General features: G+C 68.0%; 15 protein-coding genes. 2 read left to right on the top strand and 13 right to left on the bottom strand.

From position 1 onward, the window contains the following. Window positions 1–474: 474 nt before the first annotated feature. The 6 genes from GA707_RS19305 to GA707_RS19285 form a co-directional block, all read right to left on the bottom strand. Entirely contained in the window at window positions 475–990 is a 516-nt protein-coding gene (locus tag GA707_RS19305; protein ID WP_226963970.1) for an RNA polymerase sigma factor, read from the bottom strand. Next, window positions 978–1634, bottom strand: a complete 657-nt coding sequence (locus GA707_RS19300; RefSeq protein ID WP_152180083.1) for a hypothetical protein — start codon at window positions 1632–1634, stop codon at window positions 978–980. The genes GA707_RS19305 and GA707_RS19300 overlap by 13 nt, the downstream gene beginning before the upstream one ends. A gap of 333 nt (window positions 1635–1967) precedes the next feature. After that, window positions 1968–2123 carry a hypothetical protein gene (locus GA707_RS21010; RefSeq protein WP_193315442.1) on the bottom strand — a complete coding sequence of 52 codons (156 nt, stop codon included), beginning with the start codon at window positions 2121–2123 and terminating at the stop codon, window positions 1968–1970. Between the two features lie 185 nt (window positions 2124–2308). Then, entirely contained in the window at window positions 2309–3601 is a 1293-nt protein-coding gene (locus tag GA707_RS19295; RefSeq protein WP_152180082.1) for an ISL3 family transposase, read from the bottom strand. A 131-nt stretch (window positions 3602–3732) separates the two neighbouring features. Continuing rightward, window positions 3733–4689 carry an alpha/beta hydrolase gene (locus GA707_RS19290; RefSeq protein ID WP_226963969.1) on the bottom strand — a complete coding sequence of 319 codons (957 nt, stop codon included), beginning with the start codon at window positions 4687–4689 and terminating at the stop codon, window positions 3733–3735. A gap of 308 nt (window positions 4690–4997) precedes the next feature. Next, on the bottom strand, window positions 4998–5801 hold the full coding sequence (locus GA707_RS19285) for a CPBP family intramembrane glutamic endopeptidase (RefSeq protein ID WP_152180080.1): 804 nt from the start codon (window positions 5799–5801) through the stop codon (window positions 4998–5000). A 456-nt stretch (window positions 5802–6257) separates the two neighbouring features. Between GA707_RS19285 and GA707_RS19280 the strand changes: the two genes are divergently transcribed. Both GA707_RS19280 and GA707_RS19275 read left to right on the top strand, forming a co-directional pair. Next, on the top strand, window positions 6258–7097 hold the full coding sequence (locus GA707_RS19280; protein ID WP_152180079.1) for a hypothetical protein: 840 nt from the start codon (window positions 6258–6260) through the stop codon (window positions 7095–7097). A gap of 254 nt (window positions 7098–7351) precedes the next feature. Next, window positions 7352–9331 carry an AarF/ABC1/UbiB kinase family protein gene (locus GA707_RS19275; protein WP_152180078.1) on the top strand — a complete coding sequence of 660 codons (1980 nt, stop codon included), beginning with the start codon at window positions 7352–7354 and terminating at the stop codon, window positions 9329–9331. A 239-nt stretch (window positions 9332–9570) separates the two neighbouring features. On the opposite strand, the gene GA707_RS19270 is transcribed toward GA707_RS19275, so the two are convergent. The 7 genes from GA707_RS19270 to GA707_RS19240 all read right to left on the bottom strand — a co-directional run bounded on the left by GA707_RS19270 (window position 9571) and on the right by GA707_RS19240 (window position 16845). After that, window positions 9571–10209, bottom strand: a complete 639-nt coding sequence (locus GA707_RS19270) for a DUF3105 domain-containing protein (protein WP_152180077.1) — start codon at window positions 10207–10209, stop codon at window positions 9571–9573. 120 nt (window positions 10210–10329) lie between these two features. Then, window positions 10330–10866, bottom strand: a complete 537-nt coding sequence (locus tag GA707_RS19265; protein WP_193315441.1) for a DUF305 domain-containing protein — start codon at window positions 10864–10866, stop codon at window positions 10330–10332. 115 nt (window positions 10867–10981) lie between these two features. Then, window positions 10982–13420 (bottom strand): cation-translocating P-type ATPase, encoded by a 2439-nt coding sequence (locus GA707_RS19260; protein WP_152180076.1) that lies wholly within the window; start codon window positions 13418–13420, stop codon window positions 10982–10984. Beyond that, window positions 13420–14028, bottom strand: coding sequence for a DUF305 domain-containing protein (locus GA707_RS19255; protein ID WP_152180091.1), 609 nt, complete (start codon window positions 14026–14028; stop codon window positions 13420–13422). The genes GA707_RS19260 and GA707_RS19255 overlap by 1 nt, the downstream gene beginning before the upstream one ends. A gap of 124 nt (window positions 14029–14152) precedes the next feature. Beyond that, the gene (locus GA707_RS19250) at window positions 14153–15091 is read right to left on the bottom strand and encodes a F510_1955 family glycosylhydrolase (RefSeq protein ID WP_152180075.1); all 939 of its coding nucleotides are present in this window, start codon (window positions 15089–15091) and stop codon (window positions 14153–14155) included. Further along, window positions 15088–16572: a multicopper oxidase family protein gene (locus tag GA707_RS19245; RefSeq protein ID WP_152180074.1), complete on the bottom strand. Its 1485-nt coding sequence runs from the start codon at window positions 16570–16572 to the stop codon at window positions 15088–15090. Before GA707_RS19245 ends, GA707_RS19250 begins: the two co-directional genes overlap by 4 nt. A gap of 33 nt (window positions 16573–16605) precedes the next feature. Continuing rightward, window positions 16606–16845 carry an SHOCT domain-containing protein gene (locus GA707_RS19240; protein WP_152180073.1) on the bottom strand — a complete coding sequence of 80 codons (240 nt, stop codon included), beginning with the start codon at window positions 16843–16845 and terminating at the stop codon, window positions 16606–16608. Window positions 16846–16978: the final 133 nt, after the last annotated feature.

The following is a 16978-nucleotide window of genomic DNA, read 5'->3' as shown; positions in this document are numbered from 1 at the left end:
ATTCGCGTCGATGATGACGGAGAGATCGTCGCCACCGTTCGCCTTGAACGCCATACCGGCGGAGGCTACCGACCCACGGTCGTCCAGGCCTGCACTCCCTAGACAGGGCACGTCCCTTGCGGCGGAGTGACGCGGTCTGGCGCGGCGGTCGCGCTCAGAGGTGCTGGAGCTTGTCCCTGAGAGGGCGGAGTTGGTTGTCGACGATGTCGAGGACCAGGTCGGGGTTGATGCGGAAGTACTGCCGCCTTGGACCGGGCGGTGTTTGTGCGGATGCGGGCGCCGCGGAAGATGATGACGGCCAGGGGCTCTCCGGGATCGTCGCCCGCCTGTCCGGCCTGGCGGGGATCGACGCGATCTACACCCACCGGTTGCGGAACACCGCGGCGAGGTGCAGCAGTCATTTTTCCGACCCGCGGGAAGAGCGGTGGGCCGCCTGTGACGGCGGCGGATGATTCGAGCCGGATCAGCGCCCTCCTAGCCCGTCAAGGGTCCTACGGAGCTTGTTCGGGCTGGTTCTAGCAGCATGCTCCTCAACTCCGCCTTTGCCAGCTGGTAGTGATTGCGCACGGTGGAGGCTGGGAGCTCCACGACTACGGCGACCTGGGCGAGAGTGAAGCCCTCCCAGTGCACCAGGCGCACGATCTCGGCAAGCCTTGGCTCGAGCCGTTCGATTGCGTCCCTCACCTCCAATCCTTCGTCGGCGCCGGCCCCGGCTTGTTCGGGTAAGGACAGGCGCAGCCGATCAGCCAGGGCGTGACGGCGGCGCTCTCCTCGACGGTGGTTGAGAAGGACATGATGGGCGATCCCGAAGAGCCACGCCCGCGCCTGGTCGGTATTGCTGGGCAGCAGCCGGTTTCGTCGCCAGGCCGTCATCAGGGTCTCTGCCAACAGGTCAGCGGCGTCCTGGGTTGGCACCCGTCGGCGAAAGTAGCGCAACAGGTCCTCGGCGTTGTCGCCGAGGACGCCAGCCGCATCCGTCACGACAGCCACCACGGCAGGGAGGGGTCGGGCCGCGCACCCTCGCAGAGCACCTCACCTTGCAGGTCGAAGTACAGGCTCGGACTGTTGAAGCCTTCCGTCTTGAGCTTGTCAGCGATCGCCCGCACGATGGCGTGCTCGACTGCCTGGTAGTACTCGTGGTCCTCGTCGTAGTACGCCGTGCCGTATCCCACCGCGATCTCGGTGCCGTCGGCCCGCACCGCCGTGCCCTCGTTCGCGCGCAGCTCGCGGAGCGCCCTGTCGACGTCGGCGACCTCCGCAAGCGTGTGTTCTTCAAGCCAGCGGTGAATCATGGACTGCGCCTGGTCGTCGCTGCCCTTGATGTTGCCGATGCGTTGCTCGCAGGTCCCGCCGCTGGGGAGGGTGAAGGTGAGGGCTCCGTCGGGGTCGTCGGCCCATGGGGCCAACCAACCGCCTTGGGCCGCAGCCGCCACCCCGCCCCCGAGCAACGCCACAGCCGTGATGCCCGCTAGCGCCACGCGGCGGCGTCCCCGAGCGCGCGCCGGTATCTGCGTACCCGAGGTCACGGCGGCGACCAGCTCAGCCGTCGCCGTGGACAGCGCCTCTCGGGTCGCCTCGGTCTCGGCAAGGGAAGGTGTGCTTGCGTCGAGCAGGGTGTCTAGTTCAGTGTCCATGAGCGTCTTTCCGGCTGGTTCGAATCTTGCTACACCCTGTACCTGTCCGGTTCATCGGCAAATGTCCGCGAAGGGGCGCAGAACTTCGAACAGGCACCACAAATCGTGTCTCACCAGCCGATGAGTAGCGAGCCGCGAAGCGACGGGCTGGATGATCACCAGTGGTGATGTTCGGGACACGGCCGGTGCGAATCACAACAATGCCGCAGCGCAGGCAGCCCACGGAGGGCGCTGTCACCCTGCTGCACAGTGGGCGCAGCCCATTCGGCGCCGCGCCCGACTCGCGGCGGAGAGATGCACCTGCTGGGACGCGTGGAGCCTGGGTCGGGCCCTTCAGAATGGGCCGCTGTTGTGGGTCACGTTGTCGTTGGCGCGGAAAGCGCCGGGTGTGTTGTGTCCGATGCGTTCACCCGACGCGCCCCGGCGGGCGAGCACGACGACAAGCCCGCCGACAAGGGCTGCGACGAAGGCCAGGACGAGCCACCACATGCGGACACTATGGCAGACCCGGTGGCCCAGAGCCGAGCGTGCGCCGTAACTGGTGGTGGCAATCCTTTGCAGGCCCCGTAGGCAATCAGTCTCGGCCCCGCCCGCAAGGACGCTGACCCTCAAGAACGGCTCACAGTTGCGCCCAGCTCCCGGCGGAAAGACGGCTCTTGTGACTGATCTGTGGGTCATCGCCGGCCGGGGAGGATGGGTCGGTGGCCGCCGAGGTTGAGCATGGCTAGGGCGATGAGGGCGTCGGCGGACTTGAAGCCGAAGGCGACGCGGGTGATGAGGCGGATCTTGGTGTTGACCGATTCGATGAGTCCGTTGGACAGGCCGTGTTCGATCGCGGCGAGGATCGAGGCCTTGTGTTTGACGATGCGCCGCTGGAGGTCGACGAAGGTTGGGATGCGGCTGCGGCGGGCCCACATGATCCAGGCCTCGAGCGCCTCGACGGCCTCGTCGTAGTCGAGCTGGAAGATCAGCCGCAGTCCTTCTTTGAGGAGGTAGGCCCGGTACAGGGTGGGGTCGGTCTTGGCGATCCAGGCCAGCTTGGCCTGCTGACGGGTGGTCAGGTTCTCGGGGTTCTTCCACAGCGCGTAGCGGGCGTGCTTGAGTGCTTTGGCGTCTCCGGCGGCGTCCTGTCGGATGCGTCCTCGTGACCACCGGATCCGGGTGGAGCGCCCGCCGGCTTGGCTGCGGGCCGCGTTCCAGGCCTGGCGGCGGACGTCGTCGAGGGCCTCGGTGGCCCATTTGACGATGTGGAACGGGTCGGCGCAGCGCACCGCGTTGGGGCAGCGAGCAGCAACCACGGCGCTGATCCAGTCCGCGCCGTCGGCGCTGACGTGGGTGATCTGTGAACAGCGCTCCTCGCCCAGGGCGTCGAAGAAGCGATGCAGGGTCGCCTTCTCCCGGCCGGGCGCGGCCCACAGCAGCCGGCCGGAGTCGTGGTCGACGACCACGGTCAGGTAGCGGTGGCCACGCTTGTAGGAGATCTCGTCGATCCCGATCCGGCGCAGTCCGGCGAACCGGTCGTGCACGGCCTCGACGTCGGCCCAGACCCGGGTGATGATCGCGCCCACGGTGCGCCAGGCGATCCGCATCAGCTCGGTGACCGCGCTCTTGGAGCACTGGGTCGCCAACCATGCGACCTGGGCGTCGAAGGCGTAGGTGTGCCCGACGCCGTGGCGGGCCCACGGCACCGCCGCCACCGTCGGCCCGTGCTCGCGACAGTTCACCCGCGGCGCCCCGGCCTCCAGCACCACTTGGATCGTGCCCAGGTCCAGCGCCCGCCACCGGCGTCGTCCCTCGCCGCGGTCATAACCCGGTGAGGCTCGCCCGCACCGCCCACACCGGTCCCGCGCACGCTTGCGAGGACGAACATGAGCGACCACCAGCTGCTCATCCTCGTCGAACTCGACCTCTTCAATGACCGCCTTCTCGACCCCCAGCAGGGATCGCCATAGAGTGGCGTTCCGCACGCCGTTCTCCGATCTCTTCAGTTCCGGACTCTCAACAAGCCAGAACCTAGACAGGAGAACGGCGTGCACTCATTCAGGCGCGCCCAGCCACCCACGGAAGCATCAGGAGAGCCGGAAAGACGCACCTGTCTTCAACATGGTCGCGCTGCAGTGGCGGACCCGATGGCGGCGCTGATTCGCGCCCGGAAGGCTGTCATGGATGCGGCGGTTGAAGTGGGACCGGCGTCTGCGCCGTGGTACATCCCGGATTCGAGATGTAGTTCGCACCGTACGCCGGCGGCGCGGAGGCGATGAGCGTAAACGACGGCGTCGTCGTGCAGGAGGTCGAGGTCGCCGACGCCGATCCATGCCGGGGCGAGGCCGCGTAGGTTGCTCCTGCGGGCGGCGGCCGCGTACCGGCCGGGGTCGGCTTCGGTGGGGTGGTGTCCAAGGTAGCTGGTCCAGGCGTACCGGTTCAGCGCCGGCGTCAGGGAGAGTCTGCCCCGGCCACCGCCATCGGCGCGAAGCGTGCTGCGGTCGTCCAGCATCGGGTAGACAAGGACCTGCACCGCTACCGGGAGGTGCTCGTCGTGCGCATGTTGGGCCACGGTTGCGGCCAGGCCACCGCCGGCGCTGGCACCGGCGACTGCTACTCGGTTGGGGTCGATGCCCATGTCGGCAGCGTGTTCGTGCATCCACCTCAGTGCTGCGTAGCAGTCCTCGTGTGCGGCCGGGAACAGGTGCTCGGGTGCGAGTCGGTAGTCCACGCTGACGACCAGGATCTGCAGATCTTCGGCCATCATGCTGCACAGGTCGTGGTCCTGTTCCGGGTGTCCCGCCACCTGGGCGCCGCCGTGGATCCACAGCAGCGCACCGCTCGGCCGGGAGCGCTGCGGCGGTTCATACAGGTACAGCGCCACCTCGCCCGCGGTCAGGTCGAGGACCCGCCGCTCCAGGGCCACCCCGTTGCGCACCCGGGTTTGGCGGCGCATGAGCCGTCTGCCGGCTCGTGCTGCGCCGCGGTTGACTGCAGGCCACGGAAGCAGGGGAGGGACCGGCGTCGGGAGGTACAACCACGGTGCGCGCAGCTCGGGGAGCACCTCACGCACGGCCCTGTGCTTCTTGATGGCGTAGGCGATGCCACCCGCCGCGCCGAGAACGGGAAACCACCAGCGGGAAACTTGCGGGCCGCTGCGGCACCTCCTCCTGGCACCTTGGGCCCGGAGCCATTCACCTCGATCGCCCATCCGTCCCCGATCTCTTCGATGTCTGCCTCACCGTAACCACCGCCAAGCTCACATCGCGCTGAGAGAGTCGGATCCCCCGACACGACACATGGTCGGTCGGCTCCTGGCGGTGTGATGCATTGCCCCAGAGGCTCATACAACTCGACGTCGCCTTGGTTCGAAGCCTGGCCTCAAGCCTGGCCCACGGTGGTCGGGTGCACTTTCTCCAACGATCGCGGCTGCTGTCTTGGTGCAGGCTCCAACAGGTCTGGGCTCGGGCCCCGTCGACGCAGCACAGACAACAGGTATGCGGCGTAGCCGACGCACAGGACCGTTGTGGCGGCCAGCATCAGCGACTCCGAGGCAGGATTCGCCACCGTCAGGTTGCCGCTGATATTGAGCAGGGCGTGGAACACGATGAGTGGGACGATGGTCCCGGTGACAGCGAAGAGCAGCGCCAGGACTATACCCAGCACGATCCCGAATCCGATCTGGATTGCCTGGTCCAAAGGGGTCATTCCGCGGGCCAAGTTCACGATGTGTCCTATCCCGAAGGTGACCCCTGAGATGACGATGGCACGCGTGAGGGTGCTGGTGCGTTGGATGCCGCGCAAGAGCATGCCGCGAAAGATGAGTTCCTCCAGGAAGCCGACACAGATCATCAGGGCGATGATCAGCAGCACCGCCGTGAGATCGAGGTCGTCCCGCAGGCCCTTCGTGTACTGCATCACCGCGATGACGACGAGCGGGAGGTACAGCAACGTGCCCTTGATATCGCTCCGCCGGAAGGGGCGGACTCCGTGATAGGCGAGCCAGCCATCCCTGCGCAGGTAGAGGATGAGGAAAGCGCTAACCGCGACGAGTAGCACGGTGGTGACAGAGTTCGGCACGCCGGCCAACTCCGACAGCCAATCGCCGACGCCCACCAACACCACATAGATGCCGATCCACGCAACCGCGTGCCAGACAGGGCTCTGAACCAGGAACTTCCGCATCAGGTCCACCTACATCCGCCGAGGCGAATCTCGACGGGCTGGCTGCCAAGGACGCGACCCCTTATGGCGCATCTCACCGAGCCATCCAGCTTGCGGCGGGCGCCAAGTCCCGCACTTCCACCTTAGCGCTGAGCCTCCTCCCAGGCGCCCCGGCCGCTCCCGCTGGTGATGTCTGGCACCGCGATCATCCACGGACGGCGAGGCAGCTCCGGAGCTCAGCTCTCCCCGCCCGACTCGCGGCGCAGTGACGCAGGTGCTGGGGCGTCGGAAGGCAGCGAGTCGAGCTTGACGTTCATCCGCTTCAGGTGTTGCTCGCCTCGTGTGTCCGTGGGACGCTGAGCCGCGATGCTCCTGGGGTGATCGGGGACCGAAATGGTCGAAAGGCTGGCAGGTCACCTTCACGGCCGCGCTCACAGGCTGGTACCTGCTGCGATCGGCCTCGTAGCGCTGGGCTTCGTGGCCTGGTTCATGATCTCGACGGCACCTCGTGCGACGCCTGAGAAGACGGCGACAGTAGGGATCCGGTTGGTAGCGCCCGCGGACACCGTCTCCAACCTGACCGTTTTTGCGGATGCATCCCTAACCACGGATGGGGGCGCAAGCGTTGATGTCAACGCGTACTTCCTATGCTCTGCCGCAGCTGAAGTGGCCGTTCACCTAACGTCGCAGGAGGCCAGCGCGTTGGACTATGCGCCGGTAACGACAGGCGAGATTCTGGATGACCCACTGGCGGATGTCATGGTCACGCCGCAAGACGATGGTCTGCAGGTCGTGGGGGGTTGTTCCGAACTGCAGCCTGTCGACGTCCGTTTCGAGGTCGATTACCCCGCAGGTTCCGTCTCTGTCCCGCTCGCTCGTGGTAGTTACGCCTTCGGCCTCGACCTCTTTGCCTGGAGCGAAGCCGACGTGCTCACCAGGCCGTCCTACGCGATGGTCCTACAACCGCCGAGCGGTGCACTCCTTGAAGACGCGTTCGGTTCAGCGGAACGCAGCTTCAATCACGCGACGTGGGAAGCCGATGACGAACTCGACCTGACTGCCTACGGCATGTACACCGTCCCTCGAGAGGTGTCTCGGGCGCTCTGGTGGGACAACGCAATCCTGCTCATCCTGGGGGCCATTGTGGGCATCGCGCTCGAAGCGGTTCTCAGCCGCACCAGGCGACTCAAGGCCCTCGCAACAGAACGAAGCGATCTGCCGACGGACTCTGCCCCCGCAGCTGAGGATTCCCCGGCGACAGAGAGCCCGCCTCAAAACGCTGTCACCGTCCAACCCGAGCGCAAGCCGCAGCCTTGATGCAGTGGAGCGGTTCAGGGTCACTCATCAGCGGTCGTTTGCTGCGGTTCACTTGTGACGAGGCCGGAGCAGTCGGCATGAGGCTCGCCATCCAACGGAAACTCGGCCGCGTAGGTCCCTTCTTGGCGCTCAGCTCCCGGCGCAATGACGCAAGTGGGCGGATGCCCGGGGTCTCCCGTCGCCCGCGCGATCCGACGCCTGAGAGGAGGTCGAAGTGGCCCTGACTGCTCTCATCGATGCTGTCGACTGGCAGAGTGAAGACTGTGTCCGGCTTTGTTGTGTTGATCGCAACGCTGCTCAATGCCGCGGTGATCGGCCTGATCGCCCGACGGCTGATCGCGGTGCCGGTGGGGTGGCCGCGGACCATCGCGCTGGCGGTGGTCTTCAACGCTTTGGCCACCCCTGTCATCGCCTCGGTGGGTCAGGCGGTCGGCGCAGGGGGCCCCCTCGGGGCCGAGATGGATCCCGCACTCGTCGCGGTCGTCATTTTGGTGATCGCGTGGCTCATCGCTGCTCAGGTCGTCGTGTTGGTGATCCTCGAGGCCTTGGTGCCGACCGGTTCCCTGCCGAGCCCGATCGTGGCGATCCGCGGCCTGCCGGCGCGGTACCGCCGCACCCGGCGATACGCCGAAATCGTCGCTGTGGCCAGTCGGCACGGACTCGGCGGGTACCTGCGCCGGGACCGACCCGCCGGTGCGCAGTGGGAGCCACCGTCTCGGGTCGCCAGCGGGCTGCGCGAGGCGCTCACCGACGGCGGAGTCACCTTCGTCAAGCTCGGGCAGGTCCTCTCCACCCGCCCGGACATCCTGCCACCGGCCTTCATCACCGAGCTCTCCCGACTGCACGCCTCGGTGCCTGCAGCTCCCTGGTCGCAGGTCCGCCCGGTCATCGAGGACGAGCTCGAGCGACCCATCGAGGAGGTGTTCGCCGCCATCGACGAGGCACCACTGGCAGCTGCGTCGGTGGCCCAGATCCACCTCGCCCGCCTGCATGACGGTCGTGAGGTCGTCGTCAAGGTGCAGCGTCCGAGCGCCCGCCGAGAGGTGACCGCGGACCTCGACATCGTGCTCCGACTGGCTGACCGGATCGAGCGGACCACTGCCTGGGGTCGCTCGCTCGGGGTACGCGACCTGGCCAGGGGGTTCTCGGCCGCTTTGGCGGAGGAGCTGGACTATCGCGTCGAGCTCGCGAACATGCGGGCGGTGGCCGCTCAGAGCGACGAGGTCGCCGTGCCCACGCCGTATCCGGAGTACTCGACGCGGCGCCTGCTGGTCATGGATCGGCTCGCGGGCGCACCTCTGTCCTCGGCCGGAGCCACCATCCGCGCGCTGCCGGAGGCCAGGCGACGAAACATCGCCCAGACACTGCTCACCACCATCCTGGGCCAGCTGACCAGCGGCGGTGTCTTCCACGCCGACCTGCACGCGGGCAACATCCTCATCACCGAGTCCGGCGACATCGGACTGCTCGACTTCGGATCCGTCGGCCGACTCGACCGCCGGGGGCGGGAGTCCTTCAGCCGGCTCCTGCTGGCGGTGGAGGCCCAGGACGCCCCGCTGGCCACCGACGCCATCTTGGACCTGCTCATCGCCCCCAGCGACCTCGACGACCGGGCACTGGAGCGCCAGGTGGGGGATCTGCTCGTCCGCCACGGGGGCGGGCTGGGCCCGGGCGGCACCGCGCAGCTCGTCGTGGACCTCATGCGCACCGTCGTCGGCCACGGACTGACAGTGCCGCCACAGATCGCAGCCGCCTTCCGCGCGCTCGGAGCACTCGAGGGCTCACTACAACTGCTCGACCCAGGACTGGACCTGGTCTCCTCCGCCCGTCGCGCCGCTCCCGGCCTACTCCGGGAGCAGCTGACACCCGAGACGGTGCAGCAACGCGCTATCGGCCAGCTTGCAGCGTCCCTGCCGATGCTGGAGCGGCTCCCAAGGCGCATCGACCGGATCTCCAGCGCCCTGGAGTCCGGCGACCTCACCGTGCGAGTTCGGGCCTTCGCGCACCCCGATGACCGGTCGTTCCTGACCCGGATGACGCAACAGATCGTGGTCGCGCTGCTCGCCGGTGCACTGGCGATCGCCGGCACCGTGCTCGTCATCAGCGACACCGGCCTGTCAATCACCGACCAGCTCAGCCTGAACACCTTCCTCGGGTTCGTGCTCCTCCTCTTCGCGTTCGTCCTCGGCTCCCGCCTGCTGGCACTCGTCTTCTACCGGGATACCCACTCCTGAAGCCGACCCAAGCGCCCCAGTCCGACCCAACAGGGGGGCTCCCGGCGGTCGGACGAACGTTGCCTGGACCCGACTGACTGCCAAGTTGTGTCGCGATCCGGCGTGCAACGGTCTGCAGTCAGGTGCTCGATGAGGTCCCTCCGCCGAGATGTAGCGGCCAGGCGGGCGCGCCGCAGCGACGCGCATGCGGGGCAACGTGTCGTGGACTTGTCCGGGACTCGGCAGGAGGGGCTTTGCGCTCAGGAGGGGGTGCCGTTGCCGCCGCTGCACGAGGCGCCGGGCTCGGGGGTCTGCTCCCCCTGCAGGTACTTACTGAGGAAGGTTGGGATCCTGTCGTCGTTGACGTTGTCCAGCTCAAGCTGGACGCCCCAGGCGGTGAGGACGACTGGTGAGGCAAGGTCGGGGTAAGGACTGAGTAGTGCGTAGCTTTCACCCTCGACGGCCTCCCGTAGTGCCGCCACGTCGCTGGGTGGCAGGTCGGGGTGGTAGCTCACCCAGACGGCGCCGTGCTCGAGGGAGTGGACGGCGTTCGCGACGGGGACTGGCTCGTCGTAGATGCCGCAGTTCTGCCAGACCGGGTCATGGTCGCCTCCGAGGGGAGGCAGCGACGAGGGGTCGGCGGTGGTCTGGACGTGGTTCGCGGAGAGGCCGGTGCTCTCCGTGACGTCCGGGATGGGTTGTTCAGCGGCCGCCTCCACGGCAGCCCGCTCGGTGCGAGCGCCGAGGATGACCGCGGTGGTCGCCCCGATGATGGCGAGGATCACAACCGCGACTGCTGCGACGACAACGAGGAGGCGGCGGCGCTCCCGGCGCGCCTGTTCCGCCCGCAGTGCGGCCACCTTGGCCGTGCGGCCGTCCTGCTTCTTTGGATTCTTCACTGCTCTCCGTCAAGTTCAGGGCCCCTGCCCGGTTCAGTCAGGAGCCATAGGCGGTCCGGATTCAGGTGACGCGAAAAGCCGGCTCGGCGTTGCACCGACGTCAGCTTCGCGAGCGCGGGGTCATCGGGATTCGAGGTCGGCGATGATGCTCTTCATCTCGGCGATCTCTTCCTTCTGTGTCTGGATGATCTCGTCGGCGAGCTCGCGGGCCCGCGGGTCCTCGATGTTCGCGCGCTCGCTGGTGAGGATGGCGATGGAGTGGTGCGGGATCATCGCTTTCATCCACGCGACGTCTCCGATGGTGGTCTGGGAGCGCACGAGCCATAGCCCGAGTGAGAAGACGACGACCGCGACGCCGACGATCGCGGCGTTGACGATCCTGTTCTTGTACATCCCCAGCATGAACGCGAGCATGATGACCGCCATGGTGGCGGTCGACATCATCGTCATGAAGAACCGGGTCCAGCTCCAGGCGACGTGGTCGAACTCGTAGGTGTTGAGGTACATGACCACGTACATGACGGCGCCCGAGGCGAGGATCATCGCCACGAACCTCACGTAGTTCCGGGTGTTGCCGTGGTCGCTGCCGTGCTGGTTATGTCCGCCGTGGTCGGTGTCGGCGCGGCCACTGTCGTGACTCTCGTGGTTCGTCGTCATGGTCTGCTCCTCTCGGTCGGGCCCGCGGTGCCAAGGGCTTCAACGGCGTGCGGACTGTTGGCTGGTCTCTTCCTGTGGACCGGTCCGGCGTCGGGGACAAGCGGGTGTGCGGTCGTCACCCGGGTGCGCGATGCCCTCCTTCGGTCGGCAGGGGTAGGCGTTTGAGGAGGAGGGCGTTGATGGCGACGATGAGGCTGGATCCGGACATGGACAGGGCGGCGATCTCGGGTCGTAGGATCAGGCCCCAGGGTGCGAAGACTCCGGCGGCGATGGGTAGGGCGAGAGCGTTGTAGCCGATGGCCCAGCCGAGGTTCTGCCGCATCTTGCGCAGGGTGCCGCGCCCGATGGCCAGGGCGGTGGGCACGTCGAGGGGGTCGGAGCGCATGAGCACGAGGTCGGCGGTCTCGATGGCGACGTCGGTGCCGGCGCCGATCGCCACGCCGATGTCGGCCTGAGCAAGTGCGGGGGCGTCGTTGACACCGTCGCCGACCATGGCGACGGTGCGCCCTGATCCTTGGAGGCTGCTGACCTTGGCGGCCTTGTCGGCGGGTAGGACGTCGGCGATGACGGTGTCGATGCCGAGCTGGTTGCCGATGCGGCGGGCGGTGACGTGGTTGTCGCCGGTCAGCATGACGACCTTCACCCCCTGTGCGTGCAGTGCCTCGACCGCGCGGCGGGCGGTGTCGCGGGGTGCGTCCGCGAGGCCGATGACGGCCTCGACCTGTCCGTCGACGGCGGCGATGACAGCTGTCTGGCCGTTGGTGCGGATCTCCTCGAGGGCGTCGTCGACTGTGTCGGAGACTGGGATGGCGAGCGTGTCCATGAGGCGCCGGTTACCGACGGCGACCCGGTGGCCGTCGACCGTGGCGGTCGCGCCATGGCCGGCGATGTTGGTGAACTCGCTCGCCGACGGAACCTGGATGCCGAGGCCGTTGACATGACGGACGACCGCGACGGCCAAGGGGTGTTCGGACTGCTCCTCGAGGGCGGCGATGAGCTCGAGTCGCGGGGACCGGCCATCGATGGGGGTCACGGTGGTGACGTCGGGTTCACCTCGGGTGAGAGTGCCGGTCTTGTCCATGACAACGGTGTCGATGCGGGCGGAGGTCTCGAGGGCGGTGGCGTTCTTGAACAGCACGCCGCGCTGTGCACCGAGTCCGGTGCCGACCATGATGGCGGTGGGCGTGGCCAGGCCGAGCGCGTCGGGACAAGTGATGACGACGACGGTGATAGCGAACAGCAGCGCGGTCTCGACCGAGGCCCCCGTGGCCAGCCACACGAGGAACGTCGCGACGCCGCCGACGATGGCGACCAAGACCAGCCAAAACGCGGCCCGGTCGGCCAGCCGTTGCCCGGGCGCCTTGGAGTTCTGCGCCTCCTGGACCAGCGCGACGATCTGCGCCAGGGCGGTGTCGGAGCCGACCTTGGTCGCCTCGACCCGCAGCGAGCCGGTGGTGTTGATCGAGGCTCCGATGACCGGCGAGCCGGGCGCTTTGGCCACCGGCAACGACTCGCCGGTGACCATGGACTCGTCGACCTCGGACTCACCGACGATGACGGTGCCGTCGACCGGGATCTTCGAGCCAGGACGGATCAGCAGCACGTCACCGACGACGACCTCATGGGTGGGGATCTCGACCTCGGATCCGTCCCTGATGACGGTCGCCATCGGCGGGGCCAGGTCGAGGAGGTTGCGGATGGCGTCGTTGGCGCCGCCGCGGGCGCGCATCTCGAACCAGTGTCCGAGCAGGACGAAGGCGGTTAGCACCGCAGCCGCCTCGTAGAAGACCTCACCGCCGCCGGTGAGGGTGACGTAGAGGCTGTACAGCCAGCCGGCGCTGATCGCGATCGCGACGAGCACCATCATGTCGAGGGTCTTGTTGCGTAGCGCGCGGACGGCGCCGTCGAAGAAGATCCATCCGGAGTAGAAGACCACCGGCACGGACAGGATGAGGGCGACGATGTCGTCGCGCAGCCCGAAGGGTGCGGGCAGGGTGAACCCGAACATGTCCCGCCCCATCGGGGAGTAGAGCATGATCGGCACCGCGAGAACGGCGGCGAGGATGAACCGGTTGCGCATATCGCGCACCATGGCGTCCATCGACATCCCCGCGTGCCCGCCATGACCCATCGCTTCGTGCGGCGACATCACCGGCGCCTCGTGCTGCGTGTGATCAGCGTCTGGTCGGTGGTCCCGCGGGGGTGCAGGCGTCGGGGGTTGATGGGTGTGGCCGTCGGCAAGGACCGGCGGTGGCTGGATCTCGTCAGCGGGGACGCAGACGTGCGTGGGGGTGGACTGCCCGGCGCAGTGGTACCCGCACTCACGCACCCATCCCTGCAATGCGGTGACGTCTGTCTGGTTCGGGTCGAAGGTCACGGTGGCGGTCTGGGAAACTGCATTGGCCTCGACCTGCAGCACCCCCGGCCGCTCGCCGAGCACCTTCTCGACTCCCCGCGCGGAGGTCGCCCAGTGCAGTCCACCGACGTGGAGGACCGTTGTCTCGCCATGGTGACTTGGAGAGGCCGCGGGACCGCGTGCGTGGTGGTCGTCCATCACGGCTCGAGCAGTGCCTGCATGGTGGCGATCTCGGCCTCCTGTGCCGCGACGATGTCCTCGGCCATTGTGGCGACTTCGGCATTGTCGGTCGTGGCGAGCACGTCCTGGGCCATGATGATGGCGCCCTCGTGGTGCTCGATCATCATGGTCAGCCACATCTGGTCGAACTCGGCGCCCTCAGCGGACGCCAAGGTGCCCATGTCGCCCTGGCTCATCATCCCGGAGTCGTGGTCCATCGCGGAGGGGGCCTCCTGCGACGCACCCCATGCCTCGAGCCACGCCCGCATCGTCTCGATCTCGGGGTCCTGGGCGGCCTTGATGTCGACGGCCAGCTCGCGGACCTCCACCGACGAAGAAGGATCGGGGTCCAGCGCCATATCCGCCATCTCCACGGCCTGCTCGTGGTGCGGGATCATCATCTGCGCGAATATCACGTCATCCTCCCGCCCCGAGTCAGGCGCCGTCTCGCCTGACGTGGACGTGGTCTCTTGGGCCTGCGAGTCGCTCGTCATGGCATCGTCGGAGTCGGGCGAGCACGCGGTCAGGATCACGGCGGCGAGAAGCGCGGCCACAACGATGGCAATGCGTCGGGACAGGATGGACATCACGATGGGGCTCCTGAGTCGAGGATGAGGTACCAGCCTGGAAGAGGCGTGCAGAGATCTGGTTGGGAGCAGGTTGAGATTCGATGAAGAGGTATGCGCTGTGCGCTCGGGGTCGGATCGCGCCTCAACCGGCGAGCACCTGGACGCTGCTCCCCTGGTCGGTGGTCGCGATCACGGTGCCGTCGACGACGGCGATGACCTCGACCACCCCGTTGGCGCCGCGCTCCGCCCAAAGCGTGCTGGCCCCAATGCTCCGCGGGCCTTGGGTCCACGTGCGACCGCCGTCCTCACTGACCGCGAGGCGCCCCGTGACGGTGAGAGCGACAACGGTCTCATCGTCCGCCCAGGCTACGAGGACAGCGGCCTCGGGCGGGGAGAGCGTCTCCCACGAGACGCCGTCGTCGGTGCTGCGCAGCAGCCCGGCCTGGGTCGTCGCGAGCAGGATGCCCGTTTCCGGTGAGGCCGCCAGACCGATGACCGGCAGGTTCAGGTCCCCGGTGGTCCACGTCTGCCGGTCTGTGGTGGAGCGCAGTGCGCCGTCGAAGCCGACGACGGTGACCGGGCCGACCGTCAGGGCGTGGAAGTCGGACTCGCCGCCGCGGGAGGCGACCTGCCACGTTGCGCCTCCGTCGGTGGAGGTGATCAGCCCGACCGGCTCAGGCAGGCCAGCCCCGGCGCTCGGGTGACCCGAGGCGTACAACGTGCCGTCCGCGGCGACGGCGAAGCCCATGAGGTCGATGACCGGTCCGACCTGGGTGAGGTCGTCTCCGTGCTGCCGGTAGAGGCCCTCGTGGGTGGCCAGCAGCAGCTCACCGGTCTGCGGGTCGCGCACTGCGGCGTGGATGTGGGAGACGCTCAGTTCCATCGGCTCTGCGTGCCCCGATGGGGTCGTCGTCGCGGCCGTTGCCGAGGGTTCCGGCGGAGGCGGCGTTACCGTCGTCGAGGCCGTGGCGGCCGCTGGGGGCGAGGCTGCCTGAGGTGTGCCGGCGCAGGCGGAGAGGGTGAGCAGCAGCGCGGTGCCGAGCGTGGCGGCGCCGGCGCAGCGGGAGAAGCGAGGGGTCATGTGGTGTACTCCAGGGCGATCATCATGCCGGCTTCGGCGTGGTAGACGTTGTGGCAGTGGATCATCCAATCTCCGGTGTTGTCGGCGTCGAGGTCGATCGCGAAGGACTGCATCGGGGCCATCAGGACGGTGTCCTTGCGCAGCCCGGACGGCAGGGCGAAAGTGTGGCCGTGGATGTGCAGCGGGTGGGTCATCATCGACATGTTGACCGCGTTGAGCCGCAGCCGTTGCCCGCGCTCGACGGTCAGCGGCTCGTTCTCGCCGTAGACGGCGCCGTTGATGCCCCATCGGTACGGACGCATCGAGCCTTGCAGCACCAGATCTTCGGAGGTGTCGGTAGATCGCTGAGGCAGCCGGGCCGCCTCGGCCGGCTGCAGCTGCGAGCCGATGAGGACCGGCCCGTCCAGCTCGCTCGGGGTGACGGTGGGTGCGGGTGGGCTGCCGGCGCCGGTGCGGACCAGCGCCATGGCCTGTCCGCCGCTGGTCTTGCCGACGGGGCAGGCCACCAGCGGGAAGACGCCGTCGCGCAGGGTGACGGTCGCGTCGTACCGCTCGCCCATCCCGATGTAGACGGCCTCGACATCGACGGGCTCGACGGGGAAACCGTCAGAGTGGGTGATCGTCATTCGGTGTCCGCCGAGGGCGACGGTGAAGATCGTGTCGGAGGCGGAGTTGATGATCCGCAGCCGCACCCGCTGACCCGGGCGGGCGCTCAGGACCTCGGGGTCGGTCGGGGGTCGGCCGTTGACCAGGAAGTGCGGGTAGATGACGTCGCCGGCGTCACCCCACGGCGGATCGCCCATCCCCATCCCGCCCATCGATCCGTGACCCATCCCACCCATCCCGCCTGAGTCCTCACCGCCGTCGGCGATGAGCTGCTCAAGCACCTCATCGGGGGTGGCACCGGTGCCGTCGATCCAGTCGTCGAGGACGACGACCCACTCCGCGTCGTAGGCGCCCGGCTCGTCCGGGTCATCGATGACCAGCGGCGCGTACAGGCCCCGGTCGAGCTGGACCCCGACGTGCGGATGAAAGAAGTACGTGCCCGGGTCGGGTGCGGTGAACTCGTACACGAACCGCCCGCCCGGCTCGACAGGGTCCTGGGTCATTCCCGGAACCCCGTCGGCCTCGTTGCGCAGCCTGATCCCGTGCCAGTGGATCGTCGTGGGGGCCGGCAGTTCGTTCTGCAGGGTGACGCGCAGGAAGTCACCGGCGGTGGCGCGCAGCACGGGTCCGGGGACCCGGTCGCCGTAGGCCCAGGTGGCGACCTGACGGCCGCCCAGATCGAGGGTGAGCGGGCGTGCCGTCAGAGACTGCTCGACCACCCGCTGGCCGGGCGACGGGGCCGCCCCGGTCGGCGGTCCGAGCAGCGAGGACGGTGTGACCGAGGGCGTGTTCGGGGTGCTGCACGCGGCCAAACCTGCCGAGATCGACAGCCCCATGCCGCCGGCCAACAGGTCGCGGCGCGAGAGCGAGGTCATCGGTTCCTTCACAGGGTGGCAGGGGGGAGAGGGTCAGTGCCCGTCGACGAGGAGGCGTCGGCGCTGCTCGTACTCCTCGGGCGTCACCTCGCCGCGGGCCAACCGCTCCTTGAGCAGCGTCAACGCATCAGGCCGCGGCGGTTCGCCGCTTTGGGGGCCACGGGTGGGCAGCAAGGCGCGCACGACGAGGATGACCACCACCCAGAACGTCAGCGTGCCGGCACCCATGACCAGCCACATCCAGCCACTCCAGTAGCCCTCGCCCCACATCATCACCGGGCTCCTCTCATCGACTCCAGCGCAACTTTGCTTGTTGCTCACCAGCGTGCGCCGCCCACGCGAAGGCCAGGCAGCGGAACGGTTGAGGTTTGACGAAGATCGGTGCCGGCAGGACCCCGGTACGTGC

It is taken from the genome of Nostocoides sp. F2B08 (assembly GCF_009184895.1).
Lineage (GTDB): Bacteria > Actinomycetota > Actinomycetes > Actinomycetales > Dermatophilaceae > F2B08.
Note: the sequence above shows the minus strand (reverse complement) of the source record. Positions and strands in the feature narration are given on the sequence as shown.